The 17,401-nt window shown below is 68.4% G+C and carries 20 protein-coding genes; 11 read left to right on the top strand and 9 right to left on the bottom strand.

The annotated features are described in order from the left end of the window. The first annotated feature begins 18 nt into the window (after positions 1–18). From IEY58_RS11935 to msrB, 3 genes are read left to right on the top strand one after another with little or no spacing between them, the layout of a single operon-like run. Positions 19–1,197 carry a serine hydrolase domain-containing protein gene (locus IEY58_RS11935; RefSeq protein WP_189045911.1) on the top strand — a complete coding sequence of 393 codons (1,179 nt, stop codon included), beginning with the start codon at positions 19–21 and terminating at the stop codon, positions 1,195–1,197. Between the two features lie 4 nt (positions 1,198–1,201). Next, positions 1,202–1,543 (top strand): winged helix-turn-helix domain-containing protein, encoded by a 342-nt coding sequence (locus IEY58_RS11930; RefSeq protein ID WP_189045909.1) that lies wholly within the window; start codon positions 1,202–1,204, stop codon positions 1,541–1,543. Between the two features lie 6 nt (positions 1,544–1,549). Beyond that, positions 1,550–1,948, top strand: a complete 399-nt coding sequence (gene msrB / locus IEY58_RS11925; RefSeq protein WP_189045907.1) for a peptide-methionine (R)-S-oxide reductase MsrB — start codon at positions 1,550–1,552, stop codon at positions 1,946–1,948. Here msrB and IEY58_RS11920 read toward each other — a convergent pair. Continuing rightward, a complete protein-coding gene (locus IEY58_RS11920; RefSeq protein WP_189045905.1) occupies positions 1,911–2,846 on the bottom strand; it encodes a LysR family transcriptional regulator in 936 nt (311 codons plus the stop codon). The genes msrB and IEY58_RS11920 overlap by 38 nt on opposite strands. Before the next feature lie 109 nt (positions 2,847–2,955). Between IEY58_RS11920 and IEY58_RS11915 the strand changes: the two genes are divergently transcribed. Both IEY58_RS11915 and IEY58_RS11910 read left to right on the top strand, forming a co-directional pair. Continuing rightward, positions 2,956–3,534, top strand: coding sequence for a GNAT family N-acetyltransferase (locus IEY58_RS11915; RefSeq protein ID WP_189045903.1), 579 nt, complete (start codon positions 2,956–2,958; stop codon positions 3,532–3,534). Further along, positions 3,531–4,727: an MFS transporter gene (locus tag IEY58_RS11910; RefSeq protein WP_189045901.1), complete on the top strand. Its 1,197-nt coding sequence runs from the start codon at positions 3,531–3,533 to the stop codon at positions 4,725–4,727. Before IEY58_RS11915 ends, IEY58_RS11910 begins: the two co-directional genes overlap by 4 nt. 7 nt (positions 4,728–4,734) lie before the next feature. On the opposite strand, the gene IEY58_RS11905 is transcribed toward IEY58_RS11910, so the two are convergent. After that, positions 4,735–4,950: a DUF1127 domain-containing protein gene (locus IEY58_RS11905; protein ID WP_189045899.1), complete on the bottom strand. Its 216-nt coding sequence runs from the start codon at positions 4,948–4,950 to the stop codon at positions 4,735–4,737. Between the two features lie 143 nt (positions 4,951–5,093). Beyond that, positions 5,094–6,059, bottom strand: coding sequence for a transcriptional regulator FtrA (gene ftrA / locus IEY58_RS11900; protein WP_189045897.1), 966 nt, complete (start codon positions 6,057–6,059; stop codon positions 5,094–5,096). Between the two features lie 94 nt (positions 6,060–6,153). On the opposite strand from ftrA, the gene IEY58_RS11895 reads away from it, so the two are divergent. Beyond that, on the top strand, positions 6,154–6,549 hold the full coding sequence (locus tag IEY58_RS11895; protein ID WP_189045896.1) for a rhodanese-like domain-containing protein: 396 nt from the start codon (positions 6,154–6,156) through the stop codon (positions 6,547–6,549). A 3-nt stretch (positions 6,550–6,552) separates the two neighbouring features. On the opposite strand, the gene IEY58_RS11890 is transcribed toward IEY58_RS11895, so the two are convergent. After that, positions 6,553–7,116, bottom strand: coding sequence for a TetR-like C-terminal domain-containing protein (locus IEY58_RS11890; RefSeq protein WP_189045894.1), 564 nt, complete (start codon positions 7,114–7,116; stop codon positions 6,553–6,555). A 96-nt stretch (positions 7,117–7,212) separates the two neighbouring features. Here IEY58_RS11890 and IEY58_RS11885 point away from each other — a divergent pair, with 96 nt between their 5' ends. Beyond that, positions 7,213–7,647 carry a DUF2214 family protein gene (locus IEY58_RS11885; RefSeq protein WP_229743665.1) on the top strand — a complete coding sequence of 145 codons (435 nt, stop codon included), beginning with the start codon at positions 7,213–7,215 and terminating at the stop codon, positions 7,645–7,647. 23 nt (positions 7,648–7,670) lie between these two features. On the opposite strand, the gene IEY58_RS11880 is transcribed toward IEY58_RS11885, so the two are convergent. Further along, on the bottom strand, positions 7,671–9,665 hold the full coding sequence (locus IEY58_RS11880; RefSeq protein WP_308422417.1) for an aminopeptidase P family protein: 1,995 nt from the start codon (positions 9,663–9,665) through the stop codon (positions 7,671–7,673). 273 nt (positions 9,666–9,938) lie between these two features. On the opposite strand from IEY58_RS11880, the gene IEY58_RS11875 reads away from it, so the two are divergent. Both IEY58_RS11875 and IEY58_RS11870 read left to right on the top strand, forming a co-directional pair. After that, on the top strand, positions 9,939–10,175 hold the full coding sequence (locus tag IEY58_RS11875) for a DUF1127 domain-containing protein (RefSeq protein ID WP_189045892.1): 237 nt from the start codon (positions 9,939–9,941) through the stop codon (positions 10,173–10,175). 73 nt (positions 10,176–10,248) lie between these two features. Then, positions 10,249–10,446: a DUF1127 domain-containing protein gene (locus IEY58_RS11870; RefSeq protein ID WP_189045890.1), complete on the top strand. Its 198-nt coding sequence runs from the start codon at positions 10,249–10,251 to the stop codon at positions 10,444–10,446. A gap of 142 nt (positions 10,447–10,588) precedes the next feature. On the opposite strand, the gene IEY58_RS11865 is transcribed toward IEY58_RS11870, so the two are convergent. From IEY58_RS11865 to IEY58_RS11850, 4 genes are all read right to left on the bottom strand, one after another. Then, a complete protein-coding gene (locus IEY58_RS11865) occupies positions 10,589–10,999 on the bottom strand; it encodes a hypothetical protein (RefSeq protein WP_189045888.1) in 411 nt (136 codons plus the stop codon). Next, positions 10,996–11,481 (bottom strand): hypothetical protein, encoded by a 486-nt coding sequence (locus IEY58_RS11860; protein WP_189045886.1) that lies wholly within the window; start codon positions 11,479–11,481, stop codon positions 10,996–10,998. Before IEY58_RS11860 ends, IEY58_RS11865 begins: the two co-directional genes overlap by 4 nt. 89 nt (positions 11,482–11,570) lie before the next feature. Next, positions 11,571–12,482, bottom strand: a complete 912-nt coding sequence (locus IEY58_RS11855; RefSeq protein ID WP_189045884.1) for a 50S ribosomal protein L11 methyltransferase — start codon at positions 12,480–12,482, stop codon at positions 11,571–11,573. A 58-nt stretch (positions 12,483–12,540) separates the two neighbouring features. Next, positions 12,541–14,766, bottom strand: a complete 2,226-nt coding sequence (locus tag IEY58_RS11850) for an ATP-dependent helicase (protein WP_189045882.1) — start codon at positions 14,764–14,766, stop codon at positions 12,541–12,543. A gap of 207 nt (positions 14,767–14,973) precedes the next feature. Between IEY58_RS11850 and IEY58_RS11845 the strand changes: the two genes are divergently transcribed. Together IEY58_RS11845 and IEY58_RS11840 are read left to right on the top strand one after the other, a co-directional pair. Continuing rightward, positions 14,974–16,248 (top strand): SLC13 family permease, encoded by a 1,275-nt coding sequence (locus IEY58_RS11845; protein WP_189045880.1) that lies wholly within the window; start codon positions 14,974–14,976, stop codon positions 16,246–16,248. A gap of 11 nt (positions 16,249–16,259) precedes the next feature. Continuing rightward, positions 16,260–17,399 carry a M14 family metallopeptidase gene (locus tag IEY58_RS11840; protein ID WP_189045878.1) on the top strand — a complete coding sequence of 380 codons (1,140 nt, stop codon included), beginning with the start codon at positions 16,260–16,262 and terminating at the stop codon, positions 17,397–17,399. The last annotated feature ends 2 nt before the right edge of the window (positions 17,400–17,401 follow it).

The following is a 17,401-nucleotide window of genomic DNA, read 5'->3' as shown; positions in this document are numbered from 1 at the left end:
GACATGAAGGAGTACCGCATGACTTCCGACAGCCTGGGCTTTTCCGCCGAGCGCCTGGAGCGCATCACCACCGCCTTCGAGGCGGGTGTGGCGCAAGGCCGGATCGGCGGCGCGGTCGCGGCGATCCTGCGCCATGGCGAGACCGCCTATTTCGAGGCGGTGGGCTATCGCGACAAGGCGGCGGGCGACGCCATGGCCAAGGACGCGATTTTCCGCATCTATTCCATGACCAAGCCGATCGTCAGCGTCGCCGCCATGATCCTGGCCGAGCGCGGGCAGATGCTGCTCATGGACCCGGTCGCGAAATACCTGCCGAGCTTTTCGAACCAGCAGGTGGCGGTGACCGAGCCCGGCTCGTCGGACCTCAAGCTCGAGCGCATCCGCCGGCCGGCGACGATCCAGGACCTGCTGCGCCATACCTCGGGCCTCATCTATGACCAGCTGTTCGAGACGACGCCGGTAAAACGGCTTTATCGCGAGGCCGAGATCTCGACGACGCGCGAGACGCTGGCCGAAAAGGTCGATCGCCTGGGTCGCCTGCCCTTGGCTCACCAGCCGGGCGAAGTGTTCGAATATGGCTATTCGACCGACGTGCTGGGCCGGGTCATCGAGATCGTGACGGGCCAGACGCTCGACGCCTTCATCAAGGCGGAGATCACCGGCCCGCTCGGCATGGCCGATACCGGCTTCTTCGTGCCGCCCGCTGACCATCACCGCCTGGCCGAGCCGGTCGCCGACGGCACCGGCAAGCTGCCGAAGCTGCGCAAGGTGACCGAGCCGCCGCTCATGCTGTCGGGCGGCGGCGGCATGGTCTCGACCGCGGCCGACTACCTGCGCTTCTCAACCATGCTGCTCGCTGGCGGCGCCCTCGACGGCACGCGCATCCTCGGCCGGAAGACCGTCGCCTACATGACGACGGACCATCTGGGCGCGAGACGGCGCGACAACAGCACCGGCCGCTATCTTCTGGGCCCCGGCCACGGCTTCGGCCTGGGCTTCTCGATCCGGCTCACCGACGGCGAGAGCGACATGCCGGGCAGCGCCGGCGACTATTCCTGGGGCGGGCTCGCCGGCACCCAGTTCTGGATCGACCCCAAGGAGCGGCTGATCGCCCTCATGCTGATCCAGCAGCCGAACGAGTTCACCGACTATTGGCGGCTCTATCGCAGCCTCGTCTATCAGGCGCTGGTGGCCTGAAGCCATGACGCGCCTCACCCTGCGCATCGATTTCGGCCCGGACGAGGCGATCGGCCCCGGCAAGATCCGGCTCCTCGAGCTTTTGGCCGAGACGGGCTCGATCGCGGCGGCGGGTCGCGCCATGGACATGTCCTATCGGCGGGCCTGGCTGCTGGTCGCGGCGCTCAACAACATGTTCCGCGAGCCCGTGGTGGCGACGAAGCTCGGCGGCAAGGCGGGCGGCGGTGCCCAGGTGACGCCGTTCGGCGAGACGGTGATCTCGCGATATCGTGACATGGAGCGGCTGGCGAAGGCGGCGCTCGCCCCCCATCTCACGGAGCTGGAAGCGGCACTGAAGAGGGAGTGACCAGTCATGGTCGACAAGATCCGGAAGAGCGACGCCGAATGGCGCCAGGAACTCACGCCGGAGCAATATCGCGTGCTGCGCCAGAAGGGGACCGAGCGGCCCTTCACCGGTGAATATAACGATACCAAGGCCGAGGGCGTCTATCGCTGCGCCGGCTGCGGCCAGGAACTGTTCCAGTCCGACACGAAGTTCGATTCCCACTGCGGCTGGCCGAGCTTCACGGCACCGACGGAGCAGCCGGCCGTCGAGATCGAGCTCGACCGCAGCCACGGCATGGTGCGCCATGAGGTGCTGTGCAGCCGCTGCGAGGGGCATCTGGGCCACGTCTTCCCGGACGGCCCGGGCCCGACGGGCCTGCGCTATTGCATCAACTCGGCGGCGCTGACGCTGGACCCGAAGAAGTAGGGCGAGCCAAAGAAACAGGCACCGCTCGGCCCAGTTCCTCGACGAACAGGCGCAAGCCCCGGTCCATGACCTGCGAGCGGCGCAGCACGTAGCCGACATCGCGCGAGGCGGCCGGGGCGAGCGGGCGCACGACCGTGCCGGCGATCGGCTCGGGCAAGGCCAGCGCCGGCATCACCGAGGCGCCGAGGCCGCTGCCGACCAGCATCTTGATCGCCTCGATGCTGCCCAGCTCCATGATCGGTCGCGCCCGGATGCCGCCCTGGCGGAACCAGCCGTCGATCACGCTGCGCGTCGTGCCGCCCGGCTCGTAGAGGATGAGCGGCAGGGCCGCGAGGTCGGCCGGCGTCAGGACCGGCGCTGCCGGGGCCAGCGACTCCGGCACCAGCGCCACCATCGGATCCTCCAGCACGCGGGTCGCGGCGAGCGAGCGGCCGACGCTGCCGGGCATGGTCGCGAGCGCCACGTCGAGGTCGCCCGCCTCGAGCCGTTCCAGCATGTCCTCGCTGTTGCCGGTCGCGATGATGATTTCGAGCCCGGGCATGCGCCGCTTCACGGCGGCCAGCACCGGCGGCAGGAGATAGATGCAGGCGGTCGCCCCGGTGCCGAGCCGGATGCGCCCCGTGTCGCCGGCCCGATGGGCAGCGACCACCGCCACTGCCTCGTCGACCGCGGCCTGCACCCGGCCCGCCGGGCCGACGAGCGCCGCGCCGGCCGTGGTTGGCGCCACACGACCGCCGGCCCGGACAAGCAGCCGCGTGCCCAGAATCTTCTCGAGCTCGCGCAATTGCTGGCTCGCGGCCGGCTGCGTGACGTTAAGCGCCCGGGCCGCGGCGGTGACGCTGCCGGTCTCGATCGCGGCCAGGAAGATGCGGAACTGACGCAGGCTGGGTGAGGGCATAAGGGAAAATAATTCTGATGCACGGTATCGGAAAGTTTTTCTTCTCACGAAACCGTGAACAGCGCAGCCTTGACCGGTCGAAAACGATTTCTGCGCCAGGTCCCGATCAATGCCCGAAGCCGCCTACCACGAAGTTGCCGACCACAAAGCCCTGGACAACTCCCTGATCCGCCCGAGCCGCGCGGCCGACATGGCCGCCATCACGGCGATCTATCGCCACCATGTGCTCTACGGCTCCGCCTCGTTCGAGACCGAGCCGCCCGATGAGGCGGAAATGACGCGCCGGCGCGCCGATCTGCTGGCGCGCGACATGCCGCATCTGGTGCTGGAGCTGGATGGCGTCGTGCTGGGCTATGCCTATGCCGGCCCCTATCGGCCGCGCCCCGCCTATGGCGACACGGTCGAGGATTCGATCTATCTGGCGCCGGACGCCGCCGGCCGGGGCTTCGGCCGGCGCCTGCTCGAGGCGTTGATCGCCGAATGCACGGCCAGGGGCCGCCGCCAGATGGTCGCCGTCGTCGGCGACAGCGCCAATCTGGCGTCGCTCCGCGTCCATGAGCGCGCCGGCTTCCGCGTGGTCGGCACGATGACGTCCGTCGGATTCAAGCACGGCCGCTGGCTCGACATCGTGCTCATGCAGCGCACCCTCGGCCCGGGCGACACGACCCTGCCCGACGCCCGCCCATGACCGCGGACGCCTGGAAAGTTCGGCGGTTCACCTTCGCGCTGGGTGCCACCCAGCTCGTTTCCTGGGCGGTGAGCTTCTATATGCCGGCCGTGATCGCCGAGCCGGCCGCGGCCGAACTCGGCATGAGCCGGGGTAGCTTGCTCGCGGCCTTTTCCTGGGCGCTCATTGCCGCGGGCTGCTGCGCCCCGCACATCGGGCGCTGGATCGGACGGCACGGCGGGCGGGCGCCGCTGGCCGCGGGCGCCCTCGCCATGGCACTCGGCCTCGGCCTGCTCGCCGCGGCGCACGGCCCGCTCCTCTGGTACGCCGGCTGGACCATCGTCGGCATCGGCATGGCGCTCGGCCTCTATGACGCCGTGTTCGCGACCCTGGGCGGCATCCTGGGCAAGGGAGCGGCACCGGCCATCACCGGTGTCACGCTGATGGGCGGCTTCGCCAGCAGTATCGGCTGGCCTGTCGGCGCCTATCTGACCGCGACGATCGGCTGGCGCGGCACGCTCATCGTCTATGCCGCGGCCGAACTCGTGGTCAACCTGCCGATCGTCCTCATGATGGTGCCGCGCCCGACGATCGTGGCGGATCGGACGGCACAACGGGCCGCGGCCACAGTCGGTCCGCGGCGCGGCATGCTCGCCTGCCTCATGGGCTTCTTCACGCTGCGCTGGTTCGTGACGTCGGCGCTTGCCGTCGCGATCCTGCCGCTGCTGGGCGGCATGGGGCTCTCGCCCGGCGAAGCCGTCGCAGCCTCGGCGCTGATCGGGCCCGGCCAGGTGGCAGGACGGCTCTTGGAATGGTCGTCGGGCGGGCGGTTCGGCCTGATCGGCCGCGCGGCCCTGGGCGCGTCGCTGGCGCCGATCGGCATCATCGTGCTGATCTGGGGCAGCCCGATTGCCGGCCCCGCGGTGGCGGCCTGCCTGTTCGCCGTGCTCTACGGCATGAGCAACGGCATCATGACGATCAATCGCGGCACCCTGCCGCTCGCGATCTTCGGCGCGGAGGGCTATGCCGCCCTCATCGGCTGGCTTGCGGTCCCGGTGCTGCTGGCCCAGGCGGCGGCACCGACCCTGACGGCACCGTTCGTGACGCGCATCCCATCCGCCGACGTGTTCGGCGCGGCGGGCGTGCTGGCGACAGTGGCACTCATCCTGCTGCTGCCGTTGCGTCCGAGGGCGGCAACGGCGGCGGCGGAATAGGACGGGCTTATTCCCGCCAGAACGGCTTGCGGATTTCGGCGAGCGCGGTCGCGCGCGAAACGCCCATGTCGAGCAGATCGCGCTCGTCGCACTGGGCGAGCTCGGCCCGTTCGCGCATGCGCTGGACCCAGAGCCCGACCAATTCGCGGAACTGGGTGAGACGGCCCGACGTCGCGGCGGGCGCCAGAGAAACGGCGGGGGCGGACTTGAAGGAAATGCTCATGTCAAACTCCTCATGACAAGGCGTTTCCATCCCGACGAGCTTATGCAGACCGCTCAGATGTTGCGATGCAACATAGAAAACGTAGCAGCTCCCCTGCCGCTTTCAACGGCGTTTTTTGCATTGCACAAATCGTGGCTATGCAGTCAGGCGAGGAGGAAGCGGTCCCGATAGCGCTGCGGGCTCGTCTTGAGCCGGGTGCGGAAGTGGTGGCGCAGCGTGTCGGCCGTGCCGAAGCCGCTTTCGCTCGCGATGCGCTCGACCGAGAGATCCGAGCCCTCGAGCAGCTCGCGGGCGCGCGCGAGCCGGGCAGCAGTGACCCAGTCGGCGGGCGTCGCACCGGTCGCGGCGGCGAAGCGGCGCAGGAAGGTGCGCTCGCTCATGTGCGCCCGCGCGGCAAGGCGTGCCACCGAGAGATCCTCAGTCAGGTTGGCGCGGATCCAGTCGAACAGGCCGGCGAGGGCGGCTCCTTCGGCCTGGACCGGGCGGTCGACGAATTGCGCCTGTCCGCCGTCGCGATGGGGCGGGATGACGAGACGTCGCGCCACCTGGTTCGCCACAGCCGGCCCGAAGTCGCGCCGGATCAGGTGCAGGCCCAGGTCGAGCCCGGCAGCACTGCCGGCCGAGGTCATGATCTGCCCCTCGTCGACATAGAGCACGTCGGGCTCGATGCGGATCGCGGGATGGGCGCGCGCCAGTGCGTCGGTATAGCGCCAATGGGTCGTGGCGCGCCGGCCGGCGAGCAGGCCGGTCGCCGCCAGCACGAACACGCCGGAGCAGATCGAGACGAGACGGGCGCCGTTTGCATGTGCCCGGCGCAGGCTGGCGAGCAGAGGTTCGGGCGGCGGCTCGGCGATATCGCGCCAGCCGGGCACGATGATCGTGCCTGCGGCCTCGAGCGCGTCGAACCCGCCCTCCGCACTGATCACGAAGCCGCCGATCGCCCGCAGCGGTCCCGGTTCGGCGGCACAGATGCGGAAACGATACCAGTCGGCCAGCTCCGGCCGCGGCAGGCCGAACAGTTCGACCGCGATGCCGAATTCGAACGTGCAGAGCCCGTCATAGGCAACGGCGGCGACGTCGCGGTTCGGGAGCGGTGGCAACTTTGGCATGATCTTCACGATACTTGGCGTTTCCGCCAGTTTTCAAGCTCGGCGGCTCGGTAGATGCTCCCGCTCGCATTCCGCAGCAGCCAAGAGGCCCCCCATGCCCACGACCGTTTCCCGTGCGCCTGCCGCCACGCCCGACGCCGCCCTTGCCCATTTCGGCCGCCGGCTGTCGTTCGAGACCGACTGTTCCGATGTGCATTACGCGCTGACCCGGGAGGAGCCCGATTTCGTGCTGCTGGACGTGCGCACGCCAGTGCTCTATGCCGCGGGCCACGTGCCGGGTGCGATCAACATCCCGACCCGCATGATCGGCGCCGCCCGGCTCGCGGAATATCCGCCGGAGACCCTGTTCGTGGTCTATTGCGCCGGCCCGCACTGCAACGGCGCCAACAAGGCGGCGATCAAGCTCGCCGAGCTCGGCCGGCCGGTGAAGGAGATGATCGGCGGCCTCACCGGCTGGATCGACGAGGGGTTGGGCCTCGAGCGGTCTTAGGTTCTAGCGAGTCCCGATCAGGATCTGGGCCAGCCGCGGCGCCAGATCCTCGATCGGGGCGGCGCCCAGCGGCTCGAGCTGACCCGCTGCGTCGAGCGTCACCAGGCCATGGACGAGCGCCCAGGCGAAATGGGCCAGATCCGGGTCCGTGCCCAGCCCTTCGACCGTCTGGCGCAGCAAGGCGAAGCTGTCGGTCGCGGCCGACGCCGTCGCCTCCGACGGCACCGGCCCCTCGGCGAACATCAGCGCGTAGAGATGCGGCTTCTCGCGGCCGAAACGCAGGTAGGCCCGGCCGAGTGCGGCCAGTTCGACCGAGCGTCCGGACCCCGCCACCGCCAAGGCGTCGGCCATCTCAGACTTGAGTTCGACGAAGCCCTCGCGCCGGAGCGCGTCCAGCAAATCGTCCTTGCTCGCGAAATGAGCGTACGGCGCATTGGCGCTGACGCCGAGACAGCCCGCCAGTTGCCGCAGGCTGAGCTTCGCCGGCGGCTCGTCCTTGAGCGCATTGAGCGCGGCATTCAGCAGCGCCGCGCGCAGATTGCCGTGATGATAGGTGTCCTTGGCCATCTCACCAAATCTTGACAATGCACAGATAAAACTTGACAGCGCACAGTTTCGATCACAATCTTGACGCCGTCAATATCTGTTGACGGAGCCAATCCGATGCTGCTCGCGTATCTCCTGGCGATTGCGCACCATCTCGCGGTCTTCAGCCTTGTGATCATCCTGGCGGCCGAAACGGCGCTGATGCGGCCCGGGCTCACGGCCCGCGACCTCTGGCGCCTGGCCGCGCTCGATCGGGCCTACGGCCTCGTGGCGCTGCTCGTGCTGGCGATCGGATTCAGCCGGGCGGTCTGGGGCGTCCGGGGCTGGGGCTATTACGCGGACAACCCGGTGTTCTGGGCCAAGATCGCCGCCTTCTTCGGCGTCGCCCTGTTGTCCGTGCCGCCGACGCTCAAGATCCTGGCCTGGCGCCGGCAGGGCGGCGTGCCGGACGACGAGCTCGCCGCCGCCCGGCGCTGGCTCACGGCCGAATGGGGGCTGTTCGCCACCATCCCCCTGCTGGCCGCGGCCCTGGGGTTGGGCTTGCGGCCCTGAGGCTCAGGCCCAGGCCCCGAAGGTCAGGCCCCGAGCGGCGTCGTCGCCGCTTCGAGCCAGGCGCGCGTCGCCGGGTCCTCGATCTGCGGCATGACGACCTCGCGCGTCTTGGCGTGATAGGCGTCGAGCCAGGCGATCTCGTCCGCGGTCATGAGCGAAAGCTCGATCGGCGTGCGGTCGATCGGGCAGAAGGTGATCGTCTCGAAGCCGCGCATCTCGCGCTCCGCCCCCGGCAGGTCGAGCTCGGTCACGACGATCAGGTTCTCGATGCGAATGCCGTAATGGCCTTCCTTATAGTAGCCGGGCTCGTTCGAGATGATCATGCCCGGCATCAGCGCCTGGGTATCGGCGAACTGGGCGATGCGCTGCGGCCCTTCGTGGACGCCGAGGTAGCTGCCGACGCCGTGGCCGGTGCCGTGGTCGAAATTGACGCCGGCCTGCCAGAGCGGCAGGCGCGCCAGCACGTCGAGCGCGCCGCCCGTCGTGCCCTTCGGGAAGCGCGCCATGGCGAGCCCGATATGGCCCTTGAGCACGCGGGTGTAGCGGTCCTTCATCTCGGCCGTCGGCTCGCCGATCGCGACTGTCCGGGTGATGTCGGTCGTGCCGTCGAGATATTGCGCGCCGGAATCGATCAGATAGAGCGTGCCCGGCTCGAGCGGGCGCTCCGTCGCCGCTGCCGCGCGATAGTGCGGCAGCGCTGCGTTCGGGCCGGCCGCCGAGATCGACGGGAACGACAGGTCGCGGAACCGGTCGCCTGCCGCGCGGAACGCCTCGAGCTGGTCCGAGACCGCGATCTCGGTCAGCCCCCCCTTGGGCGCCTCAGCCGAGAGCCAGGCGAGGAAATGGACCATCGCGCCCGCATCGCGCCGATGGGCACGGCGGCTGCCCTCGAGCTCGACCGGGTTCTTCAGCGCCTTCGGCAGCTTGCAGGGATCGGCGGCGCGCACCATCGTGGCGCCTGCCTGCTCCAGCCGGTCGAACACCCAGGCGGCCGTCGTCGCCGGGTCGACCTGCACGGTCTTGCCAGTGAGCGCGTCCAAGGCCGGGCCGAATTCGGCCATCGGCCGCACGGCGACACTGTTGCCGAGGTGGGCCTCGACGCCAGGCACCAGCTTGCGCCGGTCGATGAACAGATCGACCTGGCCCTCCTTGTCGAGGATGGCGAGACCGAGTGCCAGCGGCGTATGCGGCGCGTCGGCACCGCGGATGTTCAAGAGCCAGGCGAGGCTGTCGGCCATGGTCAGCACGGTCGCATCGCGTTTTTCAGCGGCCAGCGCCTCGCCGATCTCGCGCCGCTTGTCGGCGGATGACTTGCCGGAGAATTCGAGCGCGTGCGACCGGACCGGCCCGAGCGGGGCCGCGGGCCGGCGCTCCCAGGCGGCATCGACCGGGTTGGACGCGACCGCGACCAGCTCGGCGCCGGCCCGGGCGACACCGGTCTTGAGCTTCTCGACCTGGGCGGGCGTCAAGAGCCAGGCGTCATAGCCGAAGCGCTGACCGGGCTTGAGCGCCGTCGCCAGCCATTCCTCCGGCGGCTCGGTGATGAGATGGCGATATTCATAGAGCGCGCCGTCGACCTCGGCCCGGACCTGCACCGTGTAGCGGCCGTCGACGAAGATCGCCGCCCGGTCGGCCAGCACGATCGCGTTGCCGGCCGAGCCCTTGAAGCCGGTCAGCCATTGCAGGCGCTCGTTGGCGGCCGGGACATATTCGTTCTGGAATTCATCGGCGCGCGGCACCAGGAACCCATCGATGCCGAGCCTGGCACAGCCGGCACGCACGGCGGCAAGCCGCCGCGCGTAAGTACCGGCGTCGATCGGCTCGGGCGCCTCGTCGTGCGCGATGTCATCCCTGAGCGCCAGCAGCTGGGCCACGAGCGCCGGCGACGGGTCGGCCGCGACCAGCACGCACCAGGCCTCCGGATCGCGCTCTTCGGCCGAGCCCAGCACGCCCGCGATGAGGGATCGGATCTCGGCGACCGTGTAAACGGAGCCCGCCTTGGCGAGCAGACCCGCCAAAACGGCATCCCCTTGATAGGTCAGCCGACAATCCTTCTTTTGCATCATAGCACCGTCAACTTAGCGACATGCCGGCACCATTGCCGACCGCGAGAGGCTAGAGGCCGCAGGATTGCGGCACAAGACTCCTGATTCTTACCGCATTATTGCAATGCGGCATGCACTTGTCCGAGAGCTGGCGTGCGTTAGACCCTCTGCCACCGGGCTGAAAGGTGCCTATTTTGTGCAGTGCGACATAATTGAAGTCGCAAATATCCTTTCGGAGGAACTTCCATGATCGCTCTCGTCTCGGCCGCCGTCCGCGGCTTTCGTGCTTGGCAGGAACGTCACCGCGTCCTGAACGAGCTTTATTCGATGGACGACCGCTCGCTCGCCGACATCGGCCTGCGCCGCGCCGACATCCCGTTCGTCGTCAGCCCGAAGGCCGATCTCGCCGCCGAAGCCCGCCCGGTCTTCACCGCCAACGGCCCCGTCGCCGCCAACAACCACGTCGAACAGCGCGCCGCGTAACCCGCGGACGCCCTGTCCGGCGCCACCCGGCGGCCTGACGGGTTCGACCCTCATCCCAAAGGGGGGATGAAAGATGAGCACTGCTGCTACCTTGTCCACCACGCTGCCCGGCCAGTCCGGCGGCCCCATCCATCTGCTGCTCGCGGCCTATCGCCACGTGCTGGCCCGCGTCGAGCGCGCCCGCATGGTCGAGCATCTGAGCGGCCTTGACGACCGTCTGCTCGCCGACATGGGTCTCGGCCGCAGCGATCTCTGGACGCTGTTCCGCTGAGCCGCCCGCAGCGCGATCCCCGCGCTGCCGATTCCGTCAACCACCCGCCGACGCCCGGCGACCCGCCTCCGATCATCGGACCCGGGTCCGTCCCCGCGTCGGCCTGGGTGGTATGCGCTTCCGACACCTGACCGGCCTCTCATCAGCCTGCGTCGCGGCATTGCAGCGTTGCAACGTCCGCCTTCCCGCCGATCGACCGGAAAACCAGGTGTTTCTCCCAGACGTCTTCGCCTTTCGCGTGGCGGATAAAGACTTCACACATGCCGTCGCCGGCCGTTTCGCAACGGCCCGTCACGACGTTTCGGCCATCGACCTGATAGGCGAATGCCTGGGCGAGAATCTGCCCAACCGCGATCTGCTGGTCGGGTTGCGTCGCATCGGTGCAAAGCGAGTCCTTGCCCACCATGCTCGTCGAAATCGCCATCAATTCCTGTAGCGGACGAATCGCCGTGATCGGATCCGGGCGGGCCGGTCGCGTTTTAGTCTGGTCTGCCGCAAACGCACCGTGGATCGCCATGGCGATAACGCCGATGCCGATGAGCCAGCGCATCATGGGACCTCTCCAAAATAGAGCGAGATGCTCGTGCCATGATATGTGCGCTTAAATTTCAAATGAAAGGATTCGACGGAAGCGTCTCTCACGACCGCGTGGCGCCCATTACTATAATTCCAAATTTTCCCCATATAGCAGATGCCGACATGCTTTTGAGGGCCTTGGCCCATCCTGTTATTGATCATGTTTCGGTTGGCATCGGTAACGAAGATCAGAAGCCCGTCCGTGCCAGGCGGTCGGTTGTCCCACGGGCCCCGCGAACGGAGGCCGTTATAAAGCTCGTTGACACGAATTGTCGCACCGGTATGCCGAGTGGCGTAGTTCATATCGCCGCATAGCGTCCCGATCGTGATGCCGAGCGCGTGACTGACGAAATGTGCGCAATGATTTTCAGCGTCCGGGTGATAGCCCCGGTCGCAAATTTTAGCGATAGGCTTGCCGAGATACGCGTCGAGATCGGCCGCCTTCATATTGAATGACATCGCTCCTCCCGGGCACAATTGACTGGCTCCGATCGAACGATCTTGCGGCGAGTTGGTTCCACCTCTGGTAGCGAGTCATCAACCGTTCCTCACGGCCATGCCTTCTCGAACACCAGCGTGTGCCAGCCGGCCCGCGGGATGCGGCCTTTGAAGGTCAGCCCCGCATTGCGATGGGCCGCCGCCACGTAGGTCTCCTGCCTCGCCAGCAGCCCCGACAGGATGGCGATGCCGCCCGGTGCCAGGTGATGCGCCAGGTCCGGCGCCATCTTGGCCAAGGGGCGCGCCAGGATATTGGCGAAGATCAGGTCGTAGGGGCCGGCGGCACTGACCGCGGCCGCCCGATAGCCGTCGCTCTCACGGCTCACGACCAGATGCTGCACGCCGTTCGTCACCACATTCTCGGCCGCGACCCGGACCGAGTTGCGGTCGATGTCGCAGGCGAGCACCGACACGTGCCAGGTCTTGGCCGCGGCGATCGCCAGGATGCCCGTGCCCGAGCCCATGTCGAGCACGCGCCGGCGTGGCCCACGCTTGGCGAGCCGGTCGAGCGCCAGAAGGCAGCCGGCCGTGGTCGCGTGCTCACCGGTGCCGAACGCACTCGCCGCGTCGATCTCGAGCCCGATGGTGCCCGCGGGTGGCGGCTCGACAATGTGCGAGCCATAGACGAAATAGCGGCCGATATGGAGGGGCGGGAAGCTCTCCTGGTTCTGCCGCACCCAGTCGACGTCCGGCAGCTGCTCGAGCGTGACGGCCGGCTGGACGACTCCAAATTGCAGGGCGACCAGCGCCAGGCCGCCCTCGACCACGGCCAGATCCGGCTTGCCCTGGACGAAGGTCTCGACCTTCCACGGGCCCTGGGGCTCGGTCTCGAACGCACTGATGGCGCCGCCCAAGGCCTCCAGCACCTGGGCGAAGCCTTCGGCCGAGAATTCGTCCGGCGCTTCGAGCGCCACACGCCACAGCGGCGCACCGCCCTTGGGCCAGGTCGATGTCGGGATCATGACTCTCCGGATATCCTCTGCTCTCAGGCTTTCTGTGCTCTCAGGCTTTTTGCCCGAATCAGGCTTTCTGAACGAAACTGTCCATGACGCGCTTCTCGCCGGCATGGTCGAAATTGATCGTCAGCTTGGCGTCCTCGATCTCGCGCACCGTGCCGGTGCCGAATTTCTGGTGAAACACCCGGTCGCCGACGGCGAAGCCGCCAACGGCGCGGATCTGCAGCCCCTCGCGCGGGCCGCCCCCCGGCAGCGGCCGGACGATCCGGCGATAGCCACCGAAGCTCGAAGTCTCAATATCGTCGAACGCACCGCGGCCCACAGGCGCCCGCATCCCATACATCCCTTGCGCCGTCTCGGCCTCGATCTGGTCGTGCGGCAGCTCGTCGACGAAGCGGGACGGCAAGGCACTCTGCCACTGGCCGTGCATGCGCCGGTTCGCGGCATAGGAGACGTCGGCCTTGCGCTTGGCGCGCGTCAAGCCGACATAGGCGAGCCGCCGCTCCTCCTCGAGCCCCGCCTGGCCGTTGTCGTCGAGTGCCCGCTGGTGCGGGAACAGTCCTTCCTCCCAGCCCGGCAGGAAGACATGGGCGAACTCCAGCCCCTTGGCGGCATGGAGCGTCATCAGAGTGACAAGGTCGCCGCCCGATTCGATCGCATTGTCCATGACCAGGCTGACATGCTCGAGGAAGCCTGCGAGCGTCTCGAACTCGGCCATGCCGACGATGAGCTCCTTCAGGTTCTCGAGCCGGCCCGGCGCCTCGGGCGTCTTGTCGGCCTGCCACATGGCGGTATAGCCGGATTCGTCGAGCACGACCTGGGCCAGCTCCGTATGCGGCAGCCGCTCCGCCTCGCGCCGCCAGCGGTCGAAATCGCGCACGAGCAGCGCCACCGCCTTGCGCGCGGCCGGCTTCAGCTCGTCGGTCTCGACGACGCGCCGTGCCGCCTCCATCAGCGACACGCCCTGGCCGCGGCCCACCATGTGCAGCGTCTGGATGGTGGCCGTGCCGATGCCGCGGCGCGGCGTGTTGACGATGCGCTCGAACGCGAGATCGTCGTCCGACTGGTGGATGAGGCGCAGATAGGCCAACGCGTCGCGGATTTCCTGGCGCTCGTAGAAGCGCGGGCCGCCGACGACGCGATAGGGAATGCCGGTCGTGATGAAACGCTCTTCGAACTCGCGCATCTGGAAGCTGGCACGCACCAGCACGGCGACCTCGGACAAGGGCGTACCGCGGCGCTGGTCGGCCTCGATCTCGTCCGCGACCCAGCGGGCTTCCTCCTCGCCATCCCACATGCCGCGCACGCGCACCTTGTCGCCGGCGGTCCCCGCGGTCCACAGCGTTTTGCCGAGCCGGCCGGCGTTATGCGCGATCAGATGGCCGGCGGCATTCAGGATCTCCGGCGTCGAGCGGTAGTTCTGCTCCAGCCGGATGACGGTGGCGCCCGGAAAATCCTGCTCGAAGCGTAGGATGTTGCCGACCTCGGCGCCACGCCAGCCGTAGATCGACTGATCGTCGTCGCCGACGCAGCAGATGTTTTTATGCGACTGCGCCAGCAGCCGCAGCCACAAATACTGCGAGATGTTCGTGTCCTGGTACTCGTCGACCAGGATGTAGCGGAACTTGCGCTGATAGTCGGCGAGGATCGCCGGCTGGCCGAGGAAGATCGTGAGGTTGTGCAGCAAGAGGTCGCCGAAGTCGGTCGCGTTCAAGGCGCGCAGCCGCTCCTGGTACTGGCCGTAGAGCTTGACGAGGCGGCCGTCGGCGAGATCGCCCGCGTCCTCGCCGTCGACCTTGTCGGGCGTCAGGCCGCGATCCTTCCAGCGCTCGATCACGGCGAGCACGGCGCGCGCCGGCGAGCGCTTGTCGTCGATACCCTCCGCCGCGAGCTGCTGCTTCACCAGGCGAAGCTGGTCGTCGGTGTCGAGGATGGTGAAGTTCGACTTGAGGCCGACCGCTTCGGCATGGCGCCTGAGGATCCGGGCGGCGAGCGCATGGAACGTGCCGAGCCACATGCCCTCGGCATCGGCGCCGATGAGCCGCTCCAGCCGCTCGCGCATCTCGCGCGCCGCCTTGTTCGTGAAGGTGACGGCGAGCACCTGGCTCGGATAGGCTCGGCCGGTCATCAGGATATGGCCGAGCCGGGTCGTCAGCACGCGCGTCTTGCCGGTGCCGGCGCCGGCCAGCACCAGCACGGGCCCCTCCAGCGTCTCGACGGCCTGGCGCTGCGGCGGATTGAGGTTGGCGAAATAGGCCGGTTCGCCCGGCCGATCGGAAATCAGCGACATGGGACGCACCTTACCGACACGTCACCCGTGATCAAAGTGCCACGATCGGGACGGCGCTCGCCTATGCAAGGCGATTGAGACCGTTTAGCGCCTTCCGCTCGGCCGAGAGTTCAGCCACGCTCTTGCCCGATTGCCTTTCCTCGTCGGGCCGCCTCGCGTGGCCGCGATCGATCACCTGTAGCCGAGAGTTCCGGGCCGGGACCCACGATGACCGCCGTCAAGATCTACCTCATCTTTCTGCTGACCTACGGCGGCATGGCGGCCGGACGGCTGCCGTGGCTCCGGGTCGACCGGACCGGTATCGCGCTCCTGGGCCTGATCGCGCTCTTGGGCACCGAGGCACTGACGCTCGATGAGGTCGGCGCGCGCATCGACATGCCGACGCTGGTCCTGCTGTTCGCGATCATGATCATCTCGGCCCAGTTCATCGCGTCGGGCTTCTGCGACTCGGTGATCCAGCGCATCGGCCGGGCGCCGGGCAGCCCGCTCCGGATCCTGGGCCTGACGGTCGCAGCCTGCGGCGGGCTCTCGGCGTTCCTCGCCAACGACATGCTGGTCTATTGCATGACGCCGCTGCTCGTCGACGTGGTGCGCGCGCGCGGGCTCGATCCCAGGCCCTATCTCATCGCCATGATCGCCGCGGACAATGCCGGCTCGGCCGCGACCATCATCGGCGCGCCGCAGACCATCCTGGTCGGCCAGCTCGGCAACCTGCATCTGCCGACATATCTTTGGGCGTGCGGCGTACCGGCGATCGTCAGCCTCGGCATCGTGTTCGCGGTCGTGGCCTTCCTGTGGCGCGGGCGCCTCGAACTGCCGAGCGACGGCTTCGCCGAGGAGACCCTGCCGCCGGTCGCGTTCCGCACGCACGACCGGACCCAGACCAACAAGGGCATCGCCGCCGTCATCGGCTTGCTCGCCCTGTTCCTGACCGACCTGCCGCGCGACGTGTTCGCCCTCTCGATCGCGGCCCTGCTGCTGCTCAATCGCAAATTCACCTCGACCGCGATGATCGCGGCGATCGATTGGCCGCTGCTCCTGCTGTTCACCTGCCTGTTCGGCGTGACCGGCGCGCTCGGCAGCACGGCGCTGCCCGGCCTGCTGGTTGACGGGCTGCAGTCGATCCACATGCTGCCCGACAGCCTGATCGTGCTGGCGCCGCTGATGCTGTTCCTGTCAAACACGATCGGCAACGTGCCCTCGGCGATCCTCCTCTTGCAGATCTGGCTCGACCCGCCGCCGGGCGCGCTCTATGGCCTGGCGCTGCTCTCGTCACTTGCCGGCAACCTGCTGCTGGTCGGCAGCCTGTCGAACCTGATCATCGTCGAGCGCGCGGCCGAGCGCGGCGTCAGGCTGCGCGCCAACGAATTCGCCCGTGCCGGCATCCCGATCACGCTGGCCTCGATGGCGATCGCCGTCATTTGGCTCTACATCACCGGCATCATGCCCTGGCTGCCGGTCGTCGACGCCGCGGCGAACTGAAAGCGCTTCCCATGAAATCGGTCGAACTGAAACGCCTCAAACCGTCCAGCCCCGGCACGAGCCGCCATGTGAAGATCCTGCGCTATGGCACACCCGGCGCGGCACCCAAGGCCTATCTGCAGGCGTCGCTCCATGCCGACGAGCTGCCGGCGATGATGGCGGCCCATCACCTGGAAAAGCTGCTCGACGCCGCCGAGGCCCGGGGCGAGATCCTGGGCGAGGTTGTGCTGGTGCCGGTCGCAAACCCGATCGGCCTCGCCCAGATCATCGACGGCAGCCACTTGGGCCGCTACGACTTGGCGTCGGGTGAGAATTTCAACCGCTCCTTCCCCGACCTCGCGGCGCTTGCGGCCGACCGGGTCGCGGGCCGGCTCGGGCGCGACGCGGCCGAGAACGTCCGGACCATCCGCGCAGCGCTGGTGGCGCTGCTCGATGAGTACCAGCCGCAGGGCGAGCTTGCGAGCCTGCGCCAGATCCTGATGCGCGAGGCGATCGACGCCGACTACGTGCTCGACCTGCATTGCGACAACGACGCGCTCATGCATCTCTATCTGGGCGAGGCGCGCTGGCCGGACGGCGCCGACCTGTCGGCCGAGCTCGGCAGCGTCGCAACCCTGCTCGCGGCCGATTCGGGCGGCACGCCGTTCGACGAGACCTTCAGCAACCTGTGGGCCGAGCTGCGCCGGCGCCTGGGCGGCGAGACGCCGATTCCCGACGCCTGTCTCGCCGGCACGGTCGAGTTCCGCGGCCAGGGCGACGTCTCGGACGCGCTCGGCGCCAAGGACGCAGCCGCCCTCTTCCGCTTCCTCATGCGCCGTGGCCTCGTCGCGGGCGATCCCGGCCCGCTGCCGGAACCGCTCTGCGACGGCACGCCGCTCGCCGCCGTCGACGTGCTGCGCGCGCCCGTCGGCGGCATGGTGGTCTATCACGCCGAATTGGGCGAGCACGTCCGCGCCGGCCAGGTCGTGGCCGAGATCGTCGATCCGCTGGCGGAGGATCCCGCCGCCCAGCGCACGCCGGTCGAGACCATCGCCGATGGCTTGTTCTTCGCCCGCAAGGTCAAGCGCCTGGCCCGGCCCGGCCAGGCCATCGGCAAGGTCGCCGGTGCCGTGGCGCTGCCGACTCGCACCGGCGCCCTGCTCGATCCTTGAGA

The sequence above is a fragment of the Aliidongia dinghuensis genome (assembly GCF_014643535.1).
GTDB classification, from domain to species: Bacteria; Pseudomonadota; Alphaproteobacteria; order ATCC43930; family CGMCC-115725; genus Aliidongia; species Aliidongia dinghuensis.
The sequence above is the reverse complement of the archived record's forward strand: the minus strand, read 5'-3'. Positions and strand labels throughout refer to the sequence as shown.

What these genes read in the sequence shown, in the direction of transcription:
- IEY58_RS11875 (WP_189045892.1), top strand. Translation starts at nt 9,939, where the DNA reads ATGATCGCTCTCGTCTCGGCCGCCGTCCGCGGCTTTCGTGCTTGGCAG.
- IEY58_RS11905 (WP_189045899.1), bottom strand. Translation starts at nt 4,950, where the DNA reads ATGAGCATTTCCTTCAAGTCCGCCCCCGCCGTTTCTCTGGCGCCCGCC.
- msrB (WP_189045907.1), top strand. Translation starts at nt 1,550, where the DNA reads ATGGTCGACAAGATCCGGAAGAGCGACGCCGAATGGCGCCAGGAACTC.
- IEY58_RS11885 (WP_229743665.1), top strand. Translation starts at nt 7,213, where the DNA reads ATGCTGCTCGCGTATCTCCTGGCGATTGCGCACCATCTCGCGGTCTTC.
- IEY58_RS11870 (WP_189045890.1), top strand. Translation starts at nt 10,249, where the DNA reads ATGAGCACTGCTGCTACCTTGTCCACCACGCTGCCCGGCCAGTCCGGC.
- IEY58_RS11855 (WP_189045884.1), bottom strand. Translation starts at nt 12,482, where the DNA reads ATGATCCCGACATCGACCTGGCCCAAGGGCGGTGCGCCGCTGTGGCGT.
- IEY58_RS11840 (WP_189045878.1), top strand. Translation starts at nt 16,260, where the DNA reads ATGAAATCGGTCGAACTGAAACGCCTCAAACCGTCCAGCCCCGGCACG.
- IEY58_RS11930 (WP_189045909.1), top strand. Translation starts at nt 1,202, where the DNA reads ATGACGCGCCTCACCCTGCGCATCGATTTCGGCCCGGACGAGGCGATC.
- IEY58_RS11860 (WP_189045886.1), bottom strand. Translation starts at nt 11,481, where the DNA reads ATGTCATTCAATATGAAGGCGGCCGATCTCGACGCGTATCTCGGCAAG.
- IEY58_RS11845 (WP_189045880.1), top strand. Translation starts at nt 14,974, where the DNA reads ATGACCGCCGTCAAGATCTACCTCATCTTTCTGCTGACCTACGGCGGC.
- IEY58_RS11920 (WP_189045905.1), bottom strand. Translation starts at nt 2,846, where the DNA reads ATGCCCTCACCCAGCCTGCGTCAGTTCCGCATCTTCCTGGCCGCGATC.
- IEY58_RS11850 (WP_189045882.1), bottom strand. Translation starts at nt 14,766, where the DNA reads ATGTCGCTGATTTCCGATCGGCCGGGCGAACCGGCCTATTTCGCCAAC.
- IEY58_RS11910 (WP_189045901.1), top strand. Translation starts at nt 3,531, where the DNA reads ATGACCGCGGACGCCTGGAAAGTTCGGCGGTTCACCTTCGCGCTGGGT.
- IEY58_RS11935 (WP_189045911.1), top strand. Translation starts at nt 19, where the DNA reads ATGACTTCCGACAGCCTGGGCTTTTCCGCCGAGCGCCTGGAGCGCATC.
- IEY58_RS11895 (WP_189045896.1), top strand. Translation starts at nt 6,154, where the DNA reads ATGCCCACGACCGTTTCCCGTGCGCCTGCCGCCACGCCCGACGCCGCC.
- IEY58_RS11915 (WP_189045903.1), top strand. Translation starts at nt 2,956, where the DNA reads ATGCCCGAAGCCGCCTACCACGAAGTTGCCGACCACAAAGCCCTGGAC.
- IEY58_RS11890 (WP_189045894.1), bottom strand. Translation starts at nt 7,116, where the DNA reads ATGGCCAAGGACACCTATCATCACGGCAATCTGCGCGCGGCGCTGCTG.
- ftrA (WP_189045897.1), bottom strand. Translation starts at nt 6,059, where the DNA reads ATGCCAAAGTTGCCACCGCTCCCGAACCGCGACGTCGCCGCCGTTGCC.
- IEY58_RS11865 (WP_189045888.1), bottom strand. Translation starts at nt 10,999, where the DNA reads ATGATGCGCTGGCTCATCGGCATCGGCGTTATCGCCATGGCGATCCAC.